The 19,163-nt window shown below is 63.4% G+C and carries 17 protein-coding genes; 1 reads left to right on the forward strand and 16 read right to left on the reverse strand.

The genetic code is table 11. The annotated features are described in order from the left end of the window. Positions 1 to 43: 43 nt before the first annotated feature. From dnaE to rpsB, 16 genes are all read right to left on the reverse strand, one after another. Positions 44 to 3,568 carry a DNA polymerase III subunit alpha gene (gene dnaE, locus ACXI0U_RS17340; protein WP_043243651.1) on the reverse strand — a complete coding sequence of 1,175 codons (3,525 nt, stop codon included), beginning with the start codon at positions 3,566 to 3,568 and terminating at the stop codon, positions 44 to 46. A 141-nt stretch (positions 3,569 to 3,709) separates the two neighbouring features. Continuing rightward, a complete protein-coding gene (gene rnhB / locus ACXI0U_RS17345) occupies positions 3,710 to 4,312 on the reverse strand; it encodes a ribonuclease HII (protein ID WP_021219429.1) in 603 nt (200 codons plus the stop codon). Beyond that, positions 4,312 to 5,445 (reverse strand): lipid-A-disaccharide synthase, encoded by a 1,134-nt coding sequence (gene lpxB / locus ACXI0U_RS17350; RefSeq protein WP_374978750.1) that lies wholly within the window; start codon positions 5,443 to 5,445, stop codon positions 4,312 to 4,314. Before lpxB ends, rnhB begins: the two co-directional genes overlap by 1 nt. Positions 5,446 to 5,449: 4 nt before the next feature. Continuing rightward, positions 5,450 to 6,226, reverse strand: a complete 777-nt coding sequence (gene lpxA / locus ACXI0U_RS17355) for an acyl-ACP--UDP-N-acetylglucosamine O-acyltransferase (protein ID WP_021219431.1) — start codon at positions 6,224 to 6,226, stop codon at positions 5,450 to 5,452. After that, positions 6,223 to 6,663: a 3-hydroxyacyl-ACP dehydratase FabZ gene (fabZ, locus tag ACXI0U_RS17360; protein WP_031287666.1), complete on the reverse strand. Its 441-nt coding sequence runs from the start codon at positions 6,661 to 6,663 to the stop codon at positions 6,223 to 6,225. The genes lpxA and fabZ overlap by 4 nt, the downstream gene beginning before the upstream one ends. Positions 6,664 to 6,711: 48 nt before the next feature. Further along, positions 6,712 to 7,770, reverse strand: coding sequence for a UDP-3-O-(3-hydroxymyristoyl)glucosamine N-acyltransferase (lpxD, locus tag ACXI0U_RS17365; protein ID WP_374978751.1), 1,059 nt, complete (start codon positions 7,768 to 7,770; stop codon positions 6,712 to 6,714). 1 nt (position 7,771) lies between these two features. Beyond that, positions 7,772 to 8,275, reverse strand: coding sequence for an OmpH/Skp family outer membrane protein (locus ACXI0U_RS17370; RefSeq protein ID WP_031287668.1), 504 nt, complete (start codon positions 8,273 to 8,275; stop codon positions 7,772 to 7,774). Between the two features lie 43 nt (positions 8,276 to 8,318). Further along, the gene (gene bamA, locus ACXI0U_RS17375; RefSeq protein ID WP_021219435.1) at positions 8,319 to 10,670 is read right to left on the reverse strand and encodes an outer membrane protein assembly factor BamA; all 2,352 of its coding nucleotides are present in this window, start codon (positions 10,668 to 10,670) and stop codon (positions 8,319 to 8,321) included. 74 nt (positions 10,671 to 10,744) lie between these two features. Further along, positions 10,745 to 12,094 (reverse strand): RIP metalloprotease RseP, encoded by a 1,350-nt coding sequence (gene rseP, locus ACXI0U_RS17380; protein WP_479550605.1) that lies wholly within the window; start codon positions 12,092 to 12,094, stop codon positions 10,745 to 10,747. A 14-nt stretch (positions 12,095 to 12,108) separates the two neighbouring features. After that, positions 12,109 to 13,299, reverse strand: coding sequence for a 1-deoxy-D-xylulose-5-phosphate reductoisomerase (ispC, locus tag ACXI0U_RS17385; RefSeq protein ID WP_184487675.1), 1,191 nt, complete (start codon positions 13,297 to 13,299; stop codon positions 12,109 to 12,111). Further along, entirely contained in the window at positions 13,296 to 14,111 is an 816-nt protein-coding gene (locus tag ACXI0U_RS17390; RefSeq protein WP_479550606.1) for a phosphatidate cytidylyltransferase, read from the reverse strand. The genes ispC and ACXI0U_RS17390 overlap by 4 nt, the downstream gene beginning before the upstream one ends. A 2-nt stretch (positions 14,112 to 14,113) precedes the next feature. Continuing rightward, entirely contained in the window at positions 14,114 to 14,860 is a 747-nt protein-coding gene (uppS, locus tag ACXI0U_RS17395) for a polyprenyl diphosphate synthase (RefSeq protein WP_479550607.1), read from the reverse strand. Positions 14,861 to 14,872: 12 nt separating this feature from the next. Further along, entirely contained in the window at positions 14,873 to 15,430 is a 558-nt protein-coding gene (gene frr, locus ACXI0U_RS17400; protein ID WP_021219440.1) for a ribosome recycling factor, read from the reverse strand. Beyond that, positions 15,427 to 16,170, reverse strand: coding sequence for a UMP kinase (gene pyrH, locus ACXI0U_RS17405; protein ID WP_236207095.1), 744 nt, complete (start codon positions 16,168 to 16,170; stop codon positions 15,427 to 15,429). Before pyrH ends, frr begins: the two co-directional genes overlap by 4 nt. A gap of 199 nt (positions 16,171 to 16,369) precedes the next feature. Then, entirely contained in the window at positions 16,370 to 17,239 is an 870-nt protein-coding gene (gene tsf, locus ACXI0U_RS17410) for a translation elongation factor Ts (protein WP_021219442.1), read from the reverse strand. Between the two features lie 127 nt (positions 17,240 to 17,366). Next, positions 17,367 to 18,110 (reverse strand): 30S ribosomal protein S2, encoded by a 744-nt coding sequence (gene rpsB / locus ACXI0U_RS17415; RefSeq protein WP_021219443.1) that lies wholly within the window; start codon positions 18,108 to 18,110, stop codon positions 17,367 to 17,369. A 269-nt stretch (positions 18,111 to 18,379) separates the two neighbouring features. On the opposite strand from rpsB, the gene map reads away from it, so the two are divergent. Continuing rightward, positions 18,380 to 19,162: a type I methionyl aminopeptidase gene (gene map, locus ACXI0U_RS17420; protein WP_021219444.1), complete on the forward strand. Its 783-nt coding sequence runs from the start codon at positions 18,380 to 18,382 to the stop codon at positions 19,160 to 19,162. Position 19,163 lies beyond the last annotated feature (1 nt).

Here is a 19,163-nt window from a genome sequence, read left to right on the forward strand (position 1 = left end):
GTGTGGGTCGAGAAAACGAGGGGCGACCGGGCGCCCCTTCGCTTCAGCGGTAGTGCAGGAAGACGTTGTCGCGCCCAAACTGGTCACGCAATGCCTGAATCAAAGCGTCGGCGGGGTCGATCCGCCACTGCTCACCGAACTGCAGCAACGCCTTGGCACTCGCTCCACTGTAGTCCAGCGTGATCGGGCAGGAGCCACGATGGCGATTGCACAGATCAGCCAGCCAGCGCAGGCGATCGCCCTGCAGGGCGCTGTGGTCGACCTTCATCCGCAGGCTCTCGGCGAGCCCCGTGCGGGCCTCCTCCAGGCTCATCACGCGCTTGGCACGCAGGCGCAGGCCGCCGGAGAAATCGTCGTGGCTGACCTCGCCCTCGACCACCACCAGCGCGTCGGTCTGCAGCAATGCACTGGCGGAGTTGAAGGCATCGGCGAACAGCGACGCCTCGATGCGACCGGAACGGTCGTCGAGGGTGATGAAGCCCATCTTGTCGCCCTTCTTGTTCTTCATCACCCGCAGGTTGACGATCAGGCCGGCGATGGTCTGGGTGTCACGCGCAGGCTTCAGCTCGACGATGCGCTGGCGGGCGAAGCGACGCACCTCGCCTTCGTATTCGTCGATCGGGTGCCCGGTGAGGTAGATCCCCAGGGCATCCTTCTCGCCCTTGAGCCGCTCCTTGAGGGACAGCTCCTTGGCGTTGCGATGGTTGGCGTACATGTCCGCTTCGGGTTCGGCGAACAGGCCGCCGAACAGGTCCATGTGTCCGCTGTCGTGGCTGCGCGCCGTCTGCTCGGCAGCCTGGATGGCTTCCTCCATGGACGCCAGGAGCACCCCGCGGTTGCGGTCGATGCCCGCCTGGTAGGCCTTGGGCTCTTCACTGAAGAACGGGCCGAGGCGATCCAGTGCGCCGCCTCGGATCAGGGCGTCCAGGGTGCGCTTGTTGACGCGCTTGAGGTCGATGCGGTTGCAGAAATCGAAGAGGTCCTTGAACGGGCCGCCCTCGGCGCGGCACTCGGTGATCGCCTCCACCGGGCCCTCGCCCACGCCCTTGATGGCGCCCAGGCCGTAGATGATCTGCCCGGCGTCATCGACGGTGAAGCGGTATTCGGAGTTATTCACGTCCGGCGCGACGATGCGCAGCTTCATGTTCCGGCACTCTTCGATCAGCGTCACCACCTTATCGGTGTTGTGCATGTCCGCCGTGAGTACCGCAGCCATGAAGGGCGACGGGAAGTGCGCCTTGAGCCAGGCGGTCTGGTAGGAGACCCAGCCGTAGGCTGCCGAGTGGGATTTGTTGAAGCCGTAGCCGGCGAACTTTTCCACCAGGTCGAAGATGTTGCCCGAGAGGTTCTCGTCGATACCGTTGCTGGAGCAGCCTTCGATGAAGCCGCCACGCTGCTTGGCCATCTCCTCGGGCTTCTTCTTGCCCATGGCACGGCGCAACATATCCGCGCCGCCGAGGGTGTAGCCCGCCATCACCTGGGCAATCTGCATCACCTGTTCCTGGTACAGGATGATGCCGTAGGTGGGCTTGAGCACGGGCTCGAGGCCCGCGTACTGGTAGTCCGGGTGCGGGTAGGACAGCTCGGCCCGACCGTGCTTGCGGTTGATGAAGTCGTCCACCATGCCCGATTGCAGCGGGCCCGGGCGGAACAGCGCCACCAGGGCGATCATGTCTTCCAGGCAGTCGGGCTTGAGCTTCTTGATCAGCTCCTTCATGCCGCGGGATTCGAGCTGGAAGACCGCAGTGGTCTCCGCCTTCTGCAGCATGTCGTAGGTTTTCTTGTCATCCAGCGGGATGCGGTCGATATCCACCAGGGGCTTGCCTTCCTTGACCCGCTCCCGGTTGATCATCTCCATGGCCCACTTGATGATCGTCAGCGTACGCAGGCCGAGGAAGTCGAACTTCACCAGGCCGGCGGCTTCAACGTCATCCTTGTCGAACTGGGTCACCAGGCCGCCACCCTCCTCGTCGCACGCGATGGGCGAGAAGTCGGTGAGCTTGGTCGGCGCAATCACCACGCCACCGGCGTGCTTGCCGGTACCACGGGTGATGCCTTCGAGCTTCAGGGCCATGTCCCAGATTTCCTGGGCTTCCTCGTCGACCTTGAGGAAGTCGCGCAGCGCCTCCTCCTGATTGAAGGCGGCCTCCAGGGTCATGCCCACTTCGAAGGGAATCATCTTCGACAGGCGATCGGCCAGGCCGTAGGACTTGCCCTGCACCCGCGCCACATCGCGCACCACCGCCTTGGCCGCCATGGAGCCGAAGGTGATGATCTGGCTTACCGCGTTGCGCCCGTATTTGTCGGCCACGTAGTCGATCACGCGGTCACGGCCGTCCATGCAGAAGTCGACGTCGAAGTCGGGCATGGAGACCCGCTCGGGGTTGAGGAAACGTTCGAACAGCAGGTCATAGGCCAGCGGGTCGAGGTCGGTGATCTTGAGTACGTAAGCCACCAGGGAGCCGGCACCCGAGCCCCGACCAGGGCCCACCGGCACGTCGTTGTTCTTGGCCCACTGGATGAAGTCGGCAACGATCAGGAAGTAACCGGGGAAGCCCATCTGGATGATGGTGCCCAGTTCGAACTCCAGCCGGTCGATGTAAAGCTGGCGCTTTTCCTCGTAGTCGGGCGTGGTGTCCTTGGGCCAGAGCACCTTGAGGCGTTCTTCCAGCCCTTCGTAGGAGGCGTGGCGCAGGTAGTCGTCGATGCCCATGCCGTTGGGCGTCGGGAAGTCGGGCAGGAAGTGCTTGCCCAGCTGCACCTCGATGTTGCAACGCTTGGCGATCTCGACGGTGTTCTGCAGCGCCTCGGGAATGTCGGCGAACAGCTCGGCCATCTCCTCCGGGGACTTCAGGTACTGCTGGTCGGAGAAGTTGCGTGGCCGGCGCGGATCGTCAAGGACACGGCTTTCGCCGATGCAGACGCGGGTCTCGTGAGCATCGAAGTCGCCGGGCTTGATGAAGCGCACGTCGTTGGTCGCCACCAGCAGGGCACCACAGCGGTCTGCCAGGGCGACGGCTGCGTGCACGTGCTCCTCATCGTTGACCCGGGAGGTGCGCTGCAGCTCCAGGTAGAAGCGATCGGGGAAAACGGCCTGCCACTCGGCCAGCAAGGCCTCGGCCCCCGCTTGGTCGCCGCTGAGCAGCGCCATGCCAATCTCGCCCTCCTTGGAACCGGAGAGGGCGATCAGGCCTTCGGCGGCCTCCTTCACCCAGTCGCGCTGGATGATCACCAGGTCGTTGCTCTGGCCTTCCGACCAGCCCCGGGACACGAGTTCGGTAAGGTTGCGATAACCCTTGGCGTTCATCACCAGCAGGGTCATGCGCGTCAGCGGGCCGTCCTCATAAGGGCTGGCCAGCCAGATGTCGGCGCCGCAGATCGGCTTGATGCCACCGCCCATGGCCGCCTTGTAGAACTTGACCAGGGAGCACATGTTGCTCTGGTCGGTGACCGCGACGGCGGGCATACCGGCCCCCGCAACAGCCTTGATCAGGGGCTTGACCCGTACCAGGCCGTCGACCAGGGAGTATTCGGAATGCAGACGGAGATGGACGAAGGCGACAGTCATGGCGGTCCTATTCAAAACGCAAAAACGGCAAGGCCGGGATTGTACAGCGGAAGCGGCAGCAGGCTTCAAGTCGGAAACGGCCGCTTGCCGGAACGCGCTCCGGCAGGCCGATCAAATGAGGATCAGGCGGGCTGACGAGCGTCAGTCGGCGCCTTCGATCACCGCCCGTACCGGCGCGAAGGAGCGCCGGTGAATGGGCGTAGCGCCCAGGCGGCGCAAGGCTTCCAGATGCACGGGAGTGGGGTAACCCTTGTGCCCGCCCATGCCGTAGCCGGGGTACAGCGCGTCCAGTTCCTGCATCTCGCGGTCACGGCTGACCTTGGCCAGGATCGAGGCAGCGGCGATGGCCGGCACCTTGGCGTCGCCCTGGATCACCGGTGCGCTGGGCACGGCGAGCTTCGGGCAGCGGTTGCCGTCGATGAGCGCCAGTTTCGGGGTGATGCTCAGCCCTTCGACCGCACGCTGCATAGCCAGCATGGTGGCGTGGAGGATATTCAGGCGATCGATCTCCTCCACCTCGGCGCGGGCAATGCACCAGGCCAGGGCCTTCTCGCGGATCTCGTCGAACAACGCCTCACGGCGTGCCTCGGTGAGCTTCTTCGAATCATTGAGGCCAAGAATGGGGCGCGCGGGATCGAGGATCACCGCAGCGGTGACCACGGGGCCGCAAAGCGGGCCACGGCCCACCTCGTCGACGCCGGCAACCAGTTCTTCCACCAGGGCGAAATCCAGTCCGAGTTGCATCAGCGGCTCCCTATCAGCTCGAGTACTGCACCGGCCGCTTCCTTGGAAGCGTCGAGGCGCAGGGTACGATGGATCACGTCGAAGCCCTCGGTCTGCACATCACCGCCATCGAGCAGCGGCACCAGCGTCTGCGCCAGCGCCTCCGCCGTGGCCGCGTCCTGCAGCAACTCGGGAACCAGCAGGCGCTGGGCCAGCAGGTTGGGCAGCGAAACATAGGGGCTTTTCACCAATCGCTTGAGGATGCGATAGGTCATGGGGGCAACCTTGTAGGCCACCACCATCGGGCGCTTGTACAGCAAGGCTTCCAGGGTCGCAGTGCCCGATGCGATCAACACCGCGTCGCAGGCCGCCAGGGCCTGGTGCGAGCGGCCATCGAGCAGCGTCAGCGGCAGGTTCCGGCCCGCCAGCATCTGCTCCAGCTGCTGGCGTCGAGCGGGGCTGGCGCACGGCAGTACGAAGTGCAGGCCCGAACGCATGGAACGCATGCGCTCGGCGGCATCGAGGAACAGGCTGCCGAGCTTGCCCACCTCGCCGCCCCGGCTGCCGGGCATCAGCGCAACCAGCGACACATCCTCCGGGACGTCGATGGCCGCGCGGGCGGCGGCACGGTCGGCCTGCAACGGAATGGTGTCGGCGAGCGGGTGCCCGACGAAACGCACGGGCACCTGATGGGCCTCGTAGAACTGCGCCTCGAAGGGGAACAGGGTGAGCATCAGGTCGCAGCCTTCACGAATCTTCAGCACGCGCTTCTGCCGCCAGGCCCACACGGAGGGGCTGACGTAATGCACGGTGCGAATGCCGGCGCGACGCAACTTGAGCTCGACGCCCAGGTTGAAGTCGGGGGCGTCGATACCGATGAAAACGTCTGGGCGCGCGTCGATCAGGGTGGCGATCAGCCGCTTGCGACGGCGCAGCAGCTCAGGCAGGCGGCCGAGTACCTCGACCAGCCCCATCACCGCGAGACGCTCCATGGGGAAATAGGAAACCAGCCCTTCGGCCTCCATCAACGGTCCACCGACGCCAATGAATTCGGCATCGGGGTGACGGGTTTTGAGGGCTTGCATGAGGCCGGAGCCGAGAATGTCGCCGGACGCCTCGCCGGCGACCAGCGCGATGCGCAATGGACGGGTCATGGGCTCAGCGGGTGATGCCGCGGGTCGAGGACTGGATCGAGTCGCGGAACACCGCAACCTCGGGGAACTGTTCGGAGGATTCGGCCAGCTCGGCGAGCGCCTGCTCGACGGTCAGCCCCTGGCGGTAGACCACCTTGTAGGCACGGCGCAGGGCCTGGATCGCCTCGGCGGAGAAACCACGACGGCGCATGCCCTCGAAGTTCATGCTGCGCGCCTCGGCGGGGTTGCCGAACACGGTGACATAGGCCGGAACATCTTTGCCGATGGCGGTGCCCATGCCGGAGAAGCTGTGGGCGCCGATGCGGCAGAACTGGTGGACCAGGGTGAAGCCGGAGAGGATCGCCCAGTCATCCACATGGACATGGCCCGCCAGCGCGGTGTTGTTGACCAGGATGCAATGATTGGCGATCACACTGTCGTGGCCGATGTGCACATAGGCCATCAGCAGGTTGTGGTCGCCAATGGTGGTTTCGGATCGGTCCTGCACGGTACCCCGGTGGATGGTGACGCCCTCGCGGATCACATTGTGATCGCCGATCACCAGCCGGGTGGGCTCGCCCTTGTATTTCAGGTCGGGCGTGTCCTCGCCTACCGAAGAAAACTGGTAGATGCGATTGTGCTTGCCGATGCGGGTCGGGCCCTTGATCACTACATGGGGGCCGACCACGCTACCCTCGCCGATTTCCACATCGGGTCCAATGATCGACCAGGGGCCGACCTGGACGTCATCCGCCAGCCGAGCTGACGGATCGATGATGGCGCGAGGGTCGATCAAACTCATAATTTGCGTTCCGCACAAATGATTTCGGCCGAGCAGACTTCCTTGCCATCGACACTGGCCTGGCACTCGAACTTCCAGATGCTGCGCTTGACGCTGCGGAAGCTGGCTTCGAGGATCAGCTGGTCACCCGGCAGCACCGGCTGGCGGAAGCGCAGCTTGTCGGAGCCGACGAAGTAATACAGGGTGCCGTCGGCCGGCTTCACGTCGAGCATCTTGAAACCGAGAATGCCGGCAGCCTGGGCCATCGCTTCGATGATCAGCACGCCCGGCATGATCGGGTGTTCGGGGAAGTGGCCGTTGAAGAATGGCTCGTTGATGCTGACATTCTTGTAGGCGCGAATGCGCTTGCCTTCGATATCCAGATCCACGACCCGATCCACCAGAAGGAAAGGGTAGCGGTGCGGCAGGTATTCGCGAATCTCGTTGATGTCCATCATTTTCCTGGAGCCTTAAAAGGGGATTGGGGATGCGCGGCGCTGCGCGGGTCACGCATCAGATGAAGCATCCCCGCCCGGGGTCACTGACGCCAGGCGCTTTTCCAGCTGTTGCAGACGACGCGCCATGTCATCCAACTGGCGAATCCTGGCTGCGCTCTTCTTCCAATCCGCTGCAGGTTGCATGGCGGTACCGGAGGAATAGGCACCAGGCTCGGTAATGGAACGGGTGACCATGGTCATGCCGGTGACGAACACGCCATCGCAGACCTCGATATGCCCGACCATGCCGACGCCGCCTGCAATCATGCAGTTGCGGCCGATCTTGGTACTGCCCGAAATGCCCACGCAACCGGCCATAGCGGTGTTGTCACCGATCTGGACGTTGTGGGCGATCATGATCTGGTTGTCCAGTTTCACACCGTTGCCGATCAGGGTGTCGGCCAGGGCGCCACGGTCGATGGTGGTATTGGCACCCACCTCGACATCGTCGCCCAGGGTGACGCCGCCGATCTGCGCGATCTTCTGCCAGACGCCCTTCTCGTTGGCGAAGCCGAAGCCCTCGCCACCGATCACGGCACCCGACTGGATGACCACACGCTTACCGATGCGGACATCGTGGTAAAGCGTGACTCGCGGCGCCAGCCAGCCACCCTCGCCCACCACGCTGCGGGCACCGATGACGCTATAGGCGCCAATGGTAACGCCCGCGCCGATCTGCGCACCGGACTCGATCACCGCGCCAGGCCCGATGCTCGCCGACGGATCGACGATGGCATCGGTCGCGACTACCGCGCTCGGATGGATGCCGGCAGCGGAGACGGGTTTGGGATCGAACAGGTGGGAGAGCCGGGCGTAAGCCAGGTAGGGGTTGGGCACCAGAAGCGCGTCACCGGTGAAGCCTTCGGCGTCGGCCGGGGTCAGCAGCACGGCGGCAGCGCGGGTATCGACGAGAAACTTGCGGTACTGCGGATTGGCCAGGAAGGTCAGCTGATCGGGGCCAGCGTCCTGCAGGGTGGCCAATCCGGAGACAACCCTTGCCTCGTCGCCACGCAGGGTGGCGTCGAGACGCTCGGCCAACTGGCCGAGGGTAAAGGTCGGGGCGGTCATATCAGCGCAGTTGGTTCATGCGCTCGATGACCTGGCGGGTGATGTCGTACTGAGGTTTGACATCGATCACCGCACCACGCTCCAGCACCAGGTCGTAGCTGCCCTTCTTCAGGACTTCTTCGACGGCCTGGTCCAGCTTCGGCTTGAGCTGCTTGAGCATTTCGCGATCGGCCACGGCCTTGGCTTCGTTCAGTTCCTTGGACTGGAACTGGAAGTCACGGGCTTTCTGCTTGAACTCGAGCTCCAGGCGCTCACGCTCGGCCTGCTGCATCTTCTCGCCTTCCTTGACCAGGCGGTCCTGGATGCGCTTGGCGTCGCTTTCCAGGGTCTTCAGCTTGGTCAGCTGCGGGCCGAACTTCTTCTCGGCATCAACGGCGTACTTCTTCGCCGAATCCGATTCGAGGAGCGCCATCTGATAGTTCAGTACCGCAACCTTCATCTCGGCAAAAGCCGGAGAGGCCATCAGGGCCGCGGCAACCAGAACGATTTGAGTCAACTTACGCACGATGCACTCCTGCAACAAACACTGTTGTCTTCTTGATCAGCAATTAGAAAGTCTGGCCCAGGGAGAACTGGAATACCTGGGTGTCGGCATTGTCCGGCTTCTTCACCGGCATGCCCAGGCTGAAGCTCAACGGCCCCAGCGCGGTGATCCAGGTCAGCCCCACACCCACGGAGCTGGCGAGGTCGCCTGCGTTGATGCTGCTGCAGTTGGTCGCGGTGGACGAGCAACTGGTGTCGAACACGTTACCCACGTCCCAGAACAGCACGGTACGCAGTTGGCGCTGGTCCTTGACGAAGGGCAGCGGGAACAGCAGCTCTACGCCGCCCTGTACCAGCACGTTGCCACCGAAGGGCAACGGATCCTGGTCCGGGTCGGTGATGGTACCTGGGTTTTTACCCTTACTTGGAGTACTGCGCGGGCCGAGGCTGCTGTCTTCGAAGCCACGCACCGAGTTGAAGCCGCCGGCGAAGTAATGCTCGTAGAACGGCAGTTCGGAGGTGGAGCCGTAGCTGTCGCCGTAGCCCAGTTCGGTGTGCCAGCGCAGCGCGGTGTTCTGGCTCAGCGGGGTGAACAGCTGGGCGCGGTAGTCGAGTTTGAAGAACGACAGGTCGCTGCCCGGCAGGGTGCTTTCCAGCACCAGGCTCTGGGAATGACCGCGGTTGGCCAGCACGCCACGGTTGAGTGTGGATTCGGACCAGCCGATGGAGCCCTTGAAGTTCAGGTAGCTGTCGCCTTCCTGGCGGATGAAGTCGAAGATCTCGTCGACGGTGTACAGGCCGGTGTCGATCTCGTCCTGCTGCACGGTCAAGCCGAAGGTCAGGCGCGAAGTCTCGTTGATCGGGTAGCCGACGCTGACGCCGCCACCGAGGCTGTTCACCGAGTAGCTGGATACGTCGACATCGAGGTCGTCGTAGTCGGTGGTGCGGTAGAAAGCGTTGTAGCCCAGGCTCACACCGTCGACGGTCCAGTAGGGGTCGACGAAACCGAAGTTGTAGCGGGTCTGGTACTCGGAGCGGGTCAGACCGATGCTGACCTTGTTACCGGTACCGAGGAAGTTGTTCTGGCTGATCGAGCCACCGAGGATCAGGCCTGCGCTCTGGGCGAAGCCGACGCTGGCGGTGATGGAGCCGGAGGGCTGCTCTTCCACGCTGTAGTTGACGTCCACCTGGTCGTCGGTGCCGGGGACCTGCGGGGTCTCGACGTTGACTTCCTTGAAGAAGCCCAGACGCTCGAGGCGGGTCTTCGACTGGTCGATCAGGTAGGTCGACGCCCAGCCACCTTCCATCTGACGCATTTCGCGACGCAGCACTTCGTCCTCGGACTTGGTGTTGCCACGGAAGTTGATGCGGTTGACGTAGGCACGCTTGCCCGGGTCGACGGCGAAGGTCACGGAAACGGTGTGATCCTCATCGTGTGCCTGAGGCACGCCGTTGACGTTGGCGAAGGTGTATCCCTCGTTGCCCAGACGGCGGGTGATCAGCTCGGACGTGGTGGTCATGATCTTGCGGGAGAAGACCTGACCTTCCTTGACCAGCAGCAGCGCCTTCACTTCCTCTTCTGGCACCTTCAGGTCGCCGGAGAGCTTGACGTCGCGAATGGTGTACTTCTCGCCCTCGTCGACGTTGACGGTGATGTAGACGTGCTTCTTGTCCGGAGTGATGGACACCTGTGTGGAGGAGATGTCCATGTTGATGTAGCCGCGGTCCAGGTAATAGGAACGCAGGCGCTCCAGGTCACCGGAGAGTTTCTCGCGGGCGTACTTGTCATCGTTCTTGAAGAAGGACAGCCAGTTGGTGGTTTTCAGCTCGAAGAGGCCGATCAGGTCCTCATCGGGGAATACTGTGTTACCCACCACGTTGATGTGCTGGATCGCGGCAACCGTGCCTTCGTTGATGTTGATCTTCAGCGCGACACGGTTGCGCGGCTGCGGGATCACTTCGGCGTCGATCTCGGCGGAGTAACGGCCCTGGGCCACGTACTGGCGCTGCAGTTCGTTACGCACGCCTTCGAGGGTGGCACGCTGGAAGATCTCGCCCTCGGAGAGGCCGGACTGCTTCAGGCCCTTGAGCAGGTCTTCGCTGGTGATGGCCTTGTTGCCCTCGATTTCGATGCTGGAAATCGACGGGCGCTCGACAACGGTGATCACCAGAACGCCGTTGTCACGGCCAAGCTGGATGTCCTGGAAGAAACCGGTCTTGAACAGGGCCCTAGTGGCTTCAACCAAGCGGCGGTCATCCGCCTGATCGCCGACGTTGAGCGGCAGAGCACCGAACACGCTGCCGGCGGATACCCGCTGCAGGCCGTTTACGCGGATGTCGGAGATGGTGAAGGACTCGGCGTGAACTTCGCCGATCATGAGTGCGGCGAGCACCGCAGTTAGCAGCAGGCGTTTCATGAAGTCCTTTTTTATTCCAACTGATAATAAGGAATCTGCCGCGAAGGGCGGCAGATCCGGAATTCAGTGACGCGTTACAGACGACCCAGGTCGTTCACCAGAGCCAATAGCATGACCCCGACGACTAGACTGATGCCGATCTGCACCCCCCACGCTTGCACCCGCTCTGACAGTGGTCGTCCACGCGCCCATTCAATCAGGTAGAACAGCAGGTGCCCCCCGTCCAGGACGGGAATTGGCAACAGATTGAGAACCCCCAGGCTTATGCTCAGGTAGGCCAGGAAATTCAGGAAATCTCCCACGCCGGACTGGGCTGAAGCGCCCGCCACTTTAGCAATGGTTATCGGCCCGCTCAAGTTTTTTACCGAGAGCTCGCCGAGCAACATTTTCTTTAGGGAATCCAGAGTTAGCAGGCTCATGGACCAGGTGCGACCCGCTGCCTCACCTATGGCATCCAGCGGACCGAAGCTGACCTCGCGCAGCATCTCTTTCGGCCACTCGCCCGCCTTGACACCCGCACCGAGGAAGCCGCTGCGGGCTTCACCCTCGCCACGCGCACCCAAGGTGACCGGCATCTCGGCGACCTGGCCGTCACGCTCGTAGCGCACAGTGATGCGCTGCCCGGGGCGACTGCGGACGAAATCGACCAGTTGCTGCCAGTCGTCGAGCACCTGCCCGTCGAGCGCGCGGATACGGTCCCCAGGGCGCAGGCCAGCTGCCTGCGCCGGACCTTCCGGCACCTCGTCCAGCACCGGCGGCATGGCCGGGCGCCAGGGACGGATGCCGAGAGAGCCGATGGGATCGGGCTCGTCGGCGCCCTTCAGCCATTTATCCAGATTGAGCAGCACCGGCGTCTCGGCAGACGAGCCTTCGCCTCGCACCACCAGGTTCAATTCACCGCTTTCACCGAGACGACGCACCAGTTGCAGGTTCACCCCACCCCAGCCGCTGACCGCCTTGCCGTCGATGGAGAGGATTTCCTGCCCCGCCTGCAAGCCACCCTGGGCGGCGATGCTGTCGGGGGCGACCGAACCCACCACTGGGCGCACCTGCTGGGTACCCAGCATGGCCAGGATCCAGAAGAACAGCAGTGCAAGCAGGAAGTTGGCGATGGGGCCGGCGGCGACGATAGCGATGCGCTGGCCGACAGGCTTGCGATTGAACGACTGGTCGAGCAGCGCGGCAGGTACCTCCGCCTCGCGCTCGTCGAGCATCTTCACGTAGCCGCCCAGGGGGATGGCGGCGATCACGAACTCGGTGCCCTGGCGGTCATGCCAGCGCACCAGCGGGGTGCCGAAGCCGACGGAGAACCGCAGGACCTTGACGCCGCAGCGGCGAGCGACCCAGAAGTGGCCGAACTCGTGAAAGGTAACCAACACACCGAGCGCCACCAGGGTGCCCAAAACCATGTAAAGCGCGCTCATCGTAAACCTCCGGGCTAGCGCCCGTGACGGGCCAGCCAATCCTGCGCCGCAGCGCGTGCACGGGCGTCCGCGAGCAGCACGGCGTCCAGCGTTTCGACCGCCAGCACCGATTCGCGGTTCAGCACCTCGTCGATGATACTCGCGATCTCGGTGAAGCGAATCCGCCGCCCGAGGAAGGCATCCACGGCCACCTCATTGGCGGCATTGAGCATCGCCGGGGCGCTGCCGCCCTCCTCCGCCGCCTGTCGCGCCAGGCGCAGGCAGGGGAAACGGGTTTCATCGGGCTCCTGGAAATCCAGACGGCCAATACGGAACAGATCCAGGGGCGAGACACCGGAATCGATACGCTCCGGCCAGGCCAGGGCATGGGCGATGGGCGTGCGCATGTCGGGGTTGCCCAACTGGGCCAGCACCGAACCGTCGACGTAGTCGACCAGGGAATGAATGACGCTCTGAGGGTGGATAACCACCTCGATCTGCGCCGGGCTTGCATCGAACAGCCAGCAGGCTTCGATCAGCTCGAGCCCCTTGTTCATCATGCTCGCCGAGTCCACGGAGATCTTGCGCCCCATGGACCAGTTGGGATGGGCACAGGCCTGCTCGGGGGTCACATCGCGCAGCGCGTCCAGCGATGTTTCGCGGAACGGGCCACCGGACGCGGTGAGGAGGATGCGCCGCACGCCGACCTGGGCCAGCCCACGGGCGTAGTCGCCGGGCAGGCACTGGAAGATCGCGTTGTGCTCACTGTCGATGGGCAGCAGTACAGCACCACTGTGGCGCACCGCCTGCATGAACAGCGCACCGGACATCACCAGGGCTTCCTTGTTGGCCAGCAGCACGCGCTTGCCGGCCTCGACCGCCGCCAGGGTCGGTTTTAGCCCGGCCCCACCGACGATGGCGGCCATGACCGCATCGACCTCGGGATGGGAGGCGACCTCGCACAGCCCGCTCTCGCCCACCAACACCTCGGTGGTCAGGCCGGCACCCTGCAAGCCGGCCTGCAGATGGCGGGCGGATTCATGGTCGGGCACCACGGCATAGCGCGGGCGGTGCCGCAGGCACAGCGCCTGGAGCTCGGACAGGCGACTGAAACCACTCAGGGCAAAGGCCTCGTAGCGCAGCGGGTGCCGCGCAATGACGTCCAGGGTGCTGAGGCCGATGGAGCCGGTGGCCCCCAGCACGGTAATGCGCTGGGGACGACTCACAGACTGCCCCAGCCCGCGATCCACAGCAGCGCGGCGAACATCGGGATGGCCGCGGTGAGGCTGTCGATACGGTCGAGCACGCCGCCATGGCCAGGCAGCAGGTTGCTGCTGTCCTTGATGCCGGACTGGCGCTTGAACATGCTTTCGGTGAGGTCGCCCACCACCGAGATCAACACCACCAGCGCCGCACCGAGCAGGCCGGCGAGCAGCTCACCGCCCGCCCAGCCGCGGAAGATACCCACGCCGAGGGTGATCAGCAGGCTGGTGCACAGGCCGCCGATCAGCCCTTCCCAGCTCTTGCCGGGGCTGACGGCCGGAGCCAGCTTGCGCTTGCCGAAGGCCTTGCCGGAAAAATAGGCGCCGATATCGGCAGCCCAGACCAGCACCATCACCGCAAGGATCAGCCAGTTGGCCAGCGGCCACTGCTTGAACAGCACCAGGCCTTGCCAGGCCGGCAGGAGAATCAGCAGGCCGATGACCAGCTTGCCCACAGAGCCACCCCAGTAGCGGCTGCTGGCGGGATAGCCGAGCACCAGCAAGGTCGCTGCCACCCACCAGAGGATGCCGGCAGCGAGAACCCAGGGCGCCAGGGCCGGCACCTGGTAAAGACCGAACAGCAGGGCCGCCACCAGTGCGGCATAACCAACACGGGCAGGCTGGGTGCCGAAACCGGCGAGACGCGCCCATTCCCAGGCACCCAGGCTGACCACCAGGCCGATGAACAGCGCGAAAGCACCGCCATCGAGCAGGAAGAAACCTCCCAGCGCGATGGGCAGCAGCACCAGCGCGGTGATGATTCGTTGTTTCAGCATCGTTAGCGGGCCTCGGCTTCTATCTGTTCGCTGGTCTTGCCGAACCGGCGCTGGCGCATGGCGAAATCGGCCAGGGCCTTGCGCATGGCTTCGTGCTTGAAGTCAGGCCAGAACAGATCGGAGAAATACAGCTCGGCATAGGCCAGCTGCCAGAGCAGGAAATTACTGATGCGATGCTCGCCACCAGTGCGGATGCACAGGTCAGGCAGCGGCAGGTCGCCAGTGGCCAGGCAGTTCTGCAACAGCCCGGGGGTGATTTCGTCCACCTGCAGGTGCCCGGCCTGGACTTCACGGGCCAGGCGCTGAGCGGCCTGGGTGATGTCCCACTGGCCACCGTAGTTGGCGGCGATCTGCAGGGTGAAGCGATGCTCGCCGGCGGTCAGCAGCTCGGCTTCGCGCATCGCGGCCTGCAACTCGGGATGGAAGCGCGAACGATCACCGATGATGCGCAAGCGGATCTGGTTGTCGTTCAGGCGCCGCGCCTCCCGGCGCAAGGCCGAGAGGAACAGCTCCATCAGCGCGCCGACCTCGTCGGCCGGGCGCTGCCAGTTCTCACTGGAGAATGCGAACAGGGTGAGCACCTCGACACCGGCCTCGGCGCACACCTCGATAACCGCACGAACGGCGTCGACACCGGCCTTGTGGCCGGCGACGCCTGGCAGCAGGCGCTTCTTGGCCCAGCGATTGTTGCCATCCATGATGATCGCCACATGACGCGGGATCGCTGGAGAAACGCCTTTCTTTTCCATATGCGGGTGCCGTCAGACAGCCATCAGGTCGTTTTCTTTGCCTTCCAGGCCCTTATCGACCTCAGCGACGAACTTGTCGGTCAGCTTCTGCACGTCATCAGCGGCGCGACGCTCTTCGTCCTCGCTGATCGCCTTTTCCTTCACCAGGTCTTTCAGCTGGGCCAGTGCATCACGGCGGATGTTACGCACCGCGACACGGGCGTTCTCGGCCTCGGCACGAGCCTGCTTGGTGTAGCCCTTGCGGGTTTCCTCGGTCAGGGCCGGCATCGGTACGCGGATGGTGGTACCCGCGGTAGCCGGGTTCAGGCCGAGGTCGGAGGTCATGATGGCCTTCTCGACCGCCTGGATCATGCTCTTGTCGAACACGGTCAGGGCCAGGGTGCGGGAATCCTCGGCGGTCACGTTGGCCACCTGGCGCAGCGGGGTATCGGTGCCGTAGTAAGACACCATCACGCTGTCCAGAATGCTCGGGTGCGCACGGCCGGTGCGGATCTTGGCGAAGGCATGGCCCAGCGACTCCAGGGTCTTGGTCATGCGCTCCTGCGTGTCCTTCTTGATCTCGTTGATCATTGCTCGCCCTCCTCGATCAGGGTTCCTTCGGCGCCACCCACAACGATGTTCAACAGGGCGCCGGGTTTGTTCATGTTGAAGACCCGCAGCGGCATCTTCTGGTCACGACACAGGCAAATCGCCGTCAAGTCCATCACGCCCAGCTTGCGATCCAGCACCTCGTCGTAGGTGAGGTGCTCGAACTTCTCGGCGTTCGGATCCTTGAAGGGGTCGGCAGTGTACACGCCATCCACCTTGGTGGCTTTCAATACCACGTCAGCATCGATCTCGATGGCGCGCAGGCAGGCCGCCGAGTCGGTGGTGAAGAACGGGTTGCCGGTGCCGGCGGAGAAGATCACCACTTCGCCGCTCTTGAGGTGGCGCATGGCCTTGCGGCGGTCGTAGTGATCGGTCACGCCGACCATGGAGATGGCCGACATCACCAGTGCGGGGATGTTGGAACGCTCAAGGGCGTCGCGCATGGCCAGGCCGTTCATCACGGTGGCCAGCATGCCCATGTGGTCGCCGGTGACCCGGTCCATGCCGGCGGCACTGAGGGCGGCACCGCGGAACAGGTTGCCGCCGCCGATGACCAGGCCGACCTGGACGCCAATGCCCACCAACTGACCGATTTCCAGCGCCATGCGGTCCAGGACCTTCGGATCGATCCCGAACTCCTCGGCACCCATCAGGGCTTCGCCGCTGAGTTTGAGCAGAATGCGTTTATAGCGAGGTTGACGACCACTCACCTGCTGAGCCATTACGAGTTCTCCTGCGGCGTATTGAATTCATGGAGCACGGGGCTCCCGCGTTCTGGAGCGTAGCTTCGACTACGCACGCGGCACTTGGTGCCCGCCTGGCGGGCCTGGCCACGGAGCCACCCAAAAGGGCTCCCCAGTTTGACGAAGAGGCCGCGCGCGTGAGCGGGCAGCCTCTTCCAGGGCGACAGCCTAGGCTGTCTTACTGCTTGGTTGCAGCGACTTGAGCAGCAACTTCGGCAGCGAAGTCCACTTCGACCTTCTCGATGCCTTCGCCTACTTCGTAACGTACGAAGGAAACGATCTCGGCGCCGGCTTTCTTGGCCAGGTCACCGACCTTGACTTCCGGATCCTTGACGAACGGCTGCTCGACCAGGCTGGCTTCGGCGAGGAATTTGGCGATACGGCCCTTGACCATGTTCTCGACGATGTTTTCCGGCTTGCCGGCGATCTTGTCGGCGTTCAGGGCCAGGAAGATTTCCTTTTCCTTGGCAACGGCTTCTTCGGAAACCTGGGAAGCGTTCAGGAACTGCGGGTTGCTGGCAGCCACGTGCATGGCGATGTCGCGAGCCAGTTCGACGCTGCCGCCTTTCAGGCTGACCAGAACGCCGATGCGGTGGCCGTGCAGGTAGGCACCAACGACGTCACCCTCGACGCGGGTCAGACGACGGATGTTGACGTTTTCGCCAGTCTTGGAAACCAGGGCCAGACGGGCGTCTTCGCGGGAGGCAACCAGCGGAGCGGCGTCGGTCAGCTTCTCTTCGAAAGCCTGGTCGATGGTGGCGGCGACGAAGTTCTTGAAGTCGTCCTGCAGAGCCAGGAAGTCGGTCTGGGAGTTGACTTCGATGATCACGGCGGCCTTGTTGTCGGCAGCAACCTTGACGGCGATGGCGCCTTCGGCAGCGATGTTGCCGGACTTCTTGGCAGCCTTGATGGCACCCGCGGCACGCATGTCGTCGATGGCTTTTTCGATGTCGCCTTCGGCCGCGGTCAGGGCCTTCTTGCAATCCATCATGCCCAGGCCGGTGCGCTCGCGCAGTTCTTTAACCAGGGCTGCAGTAATCTCTGCCATGTTCGCTATCCTCTTGAATAGGTTTTCAACCATTCAGCCCGGCATTCCGGGCAGACAAATATCTAAGGTGGCAAAAAGGGGGCCTAGCCCCCTTCTTGCGCACCGGGTAACGCTAAGCGCGCCGGCCTCAGCCTTCGGCAGCCTCGGAAGCAGCAGCTTCTTCGACGAACTCGTCAGCACCGCCATTGGCGTTCTGACGGCCACGCAGTACGGCGTCAGCCATGGCACCCAGGTACAGCTGAACGGCGCGGATGGCGTCGTCGTTACCAGGGATGATGTAGTCAACGCCTTCCGGGCTGCTGTTGGTATCGACTACGCCGATGACCGGGATGCCCAGCTTGTTGGCTTCGGTGATAGCGATGCGCTCGTGGTCAACGTCAACCACGAACAGAGCGTCCGGCAGGCCGCCCATGTCCTTGATACCACCCAGGCTGCGTTCCAGTTTTTCCAGATCGCGGGTGCGCATCAGCGCTTCTTTCTTGGTCAGTTTGGCGAAAGTGCCGTCCTGAGCCTGACCTTCCAGATCACGCAGACGCTTGATCGACTGACGGATGGTCTTGTAGTTGGTCAGCATGCCGCCGAGCCAGCGGTGATCGACGTACGGGGAGCCGCAACGAGCAGCTTCTTCGCGGACGATCTTGCCAGCGGAACGCTTGGTGCCGACGAACAGAACCTTGTTTTTGCCTGCAGCCAGTTTCTCAACGAAGGACAGGGCCTCGTTGAACATCGGCAGGGTTTTTTCAAGGTTGATGATGTGGATCTTGTTACGCGCGCCGAAAATGAACTTGCCCATTTTCGGGTTCCAGTAACGGGTCTGGTGGCCGAAGTGCACACCGGCCTTCAGCATATCGCGCATGTTGACTTGGGACATGATAGTTCCTTGATAAGTCGGGTTAGGCCTCCACGTACCCCAATCTCCAACCCTTGCGGGCACCCAGGAAATCGTGTCGATACGTGTGTGGGGTTTGTGCTTCTGGACAGGGTTGCCCATAAAGCGGCGCGTTTTATAGCACAGAAATCATCCCGAAGCTATAAGCTCAGAACCCGAAGCGAGACGCGTCGGGCCTTCTTGCAGCTTCAAGCTTCGGGCTTCCAGCTGTTAAGATTGCATCCTTTATATAGAAACGCTCGAGAACCGCCATGACCGTGACCATCAAGACGCCCGCAGAAATCGAAAAGATGCGCGTGGCAGGCCGCCTGGCCGCAGAAGTCCTGGAGATGATCGGCGAGCACGTCAAACCCGGCGTGACCACCGAAGAACTCGACCGCATCTGCCACGACTACATCGTCAACGTGCAGAAAGCGATTCCCGCCCCGCTCAACTACAAGGGCTTCCCCAAGTCCATCTGCACCTCGATCAACCATGTGGTGTGCCACGGCATTCCCAACGAGAAGGCGCTGAAAGACGGCGACACCCTGAACATCGACGTAACCGTCATCAAGGACGGCTACCACGGCGACACCAGCCGCATGTTCCACGTCGGCAAGGTGCCGGTCTGGGCCGAGCGCCTGTCCCAGGTCACCCAGGAGTGCATGTACAAGGCCATCGAACTGGTCAAGCCGGGCTGCCGCCTGGGCGACATCGGCGAGGTGATCCAGAAGCACGCCGAGAAGAACGGTTTCTCGGTGGTCCGCGAGTTCTGCGGCCACGGCATCGGTGCGGTGTTCCACGAAGAGCCGCAGATCCTCCACTACGGCCGTGCCGGCACCGGCATGGAGCTCAAGGCGGGGATGACCTTCACCATCGAGCCGATGATCAACCAGGGCCGTGCCGAGACCAAGGTACTGGGCGACGGCTGGACCGCCATCACCAAGGACCGCAAGCTCTCCGCGCAGTGGGAACACACCCTGGTGGTGACCGAGACCGGCTACGAGATCTTCACCCTGCGCAGCGACGACACCATTCCCCGGGTTTCTGCCTAAG

The organism is Pseudomonas sp. C9D1 (assembly GCF_056491235.1).

Bases quoted from the DNA above. Each gene is read 5' to 3' on its own strand.
- pyrH (WP_236207095.1), bottom strand. From the start codon at position 16,170: ATGGCTCAGCAGGTGAGTGGTCGTCAACCTCGCTATAAACGCATTCTG.
- uppS (WP_479550607.1), bottom strand. From the start codon at position 14,860: ATGGAAAAGAAAGGCGTTTCTCCAGCGATCCCGCGTCATGTGGCGATC.
- frr (WP_021219440.1), bottom strand. From the start codon at position 15,430: ATGATCAACGAGATCAAGAAGGACACGCAGGAGCGCATGACCAAGACC.
- rseP (WP_479550605.1), bottom strand. From the start codon at position 12,094: ATGAGCGCGCTTTACATGGTTTTGGGCACCCTGGTGGCGCTCGGTGTG.
- rnhB (WP_021219429.1), bottom strand. From the start codon at position 4,312: ATGCAACTCGGACTGGATTTCGCCCTGGTGGAAGAACTGGTTGCCGGC.
- lpxD (WP_374978751.1), bottom strand. From the start codon at position 7,770: ATGACCGCCCCGACCTTTACCCTCGGCCAGTTGGCCGAGCGTCTCGAC.
- rpsB (WP_021219443.1), bottom strand. From the start codon at position 18,110: ATGTCCCAAGTCAACATGCGCGATATGCTGAAGGCCGGTGTGCACTTC.
- lpxB (WP_374978750.1), bottom strand. From the start codon at position 5,445: ATGACCCGTCCATTGCGCATCGCGCTGGTCGCCGGCGAGGCGTCCGGC.
- bamA (WP_021219435.1), bottom strand. From the start codon at position 10,670: ATGAAACGCCTGCTGCTAACTGCGGTGCTCGCCGCACTCATGATCGGC.
- tsf (WP_021219442.1), bottom strand. From the start codon at position 17,239: ATGGCAGAGATTACTGCAGCCCTGGTTAAAGAACTGCGCGAGCGCACC.
- ACXI0U_RS17390 (WP_479550606.1), bottom strand. From the start codon at position 14,111: ATGCTGAAACAACGAATCATCACCGCGCTGGTGCTGCTGCCCATCGCG.
- lpxA (WP_021219431.1), bottom strand. From the start codon at position 6,226: ATGAGTTTGATCGACCCTCGCGCCATCATCGATCCGTCAGCTCGGCTG.
- fabZ (WP_031287666.1), bottom strand. From the start codon at position 6,663: ATGATGGACATCAACGAGATTCGCGAATACCTGCCGCACCGCTACCCT.
- dnaE (WP_043243651.1), bottom strand. From the start codon at position 3,568: ATGACTGTCGCCTTCGTCCATCTCCGTCTGCATTCCGAATACTCCCTG.
- map (WP_021219444.1), top strand. From the start codon at position 18,380: ATGACCGTGACCATCAAGACGCCCGCAGAAATCGAAAAGATGCGCGTG.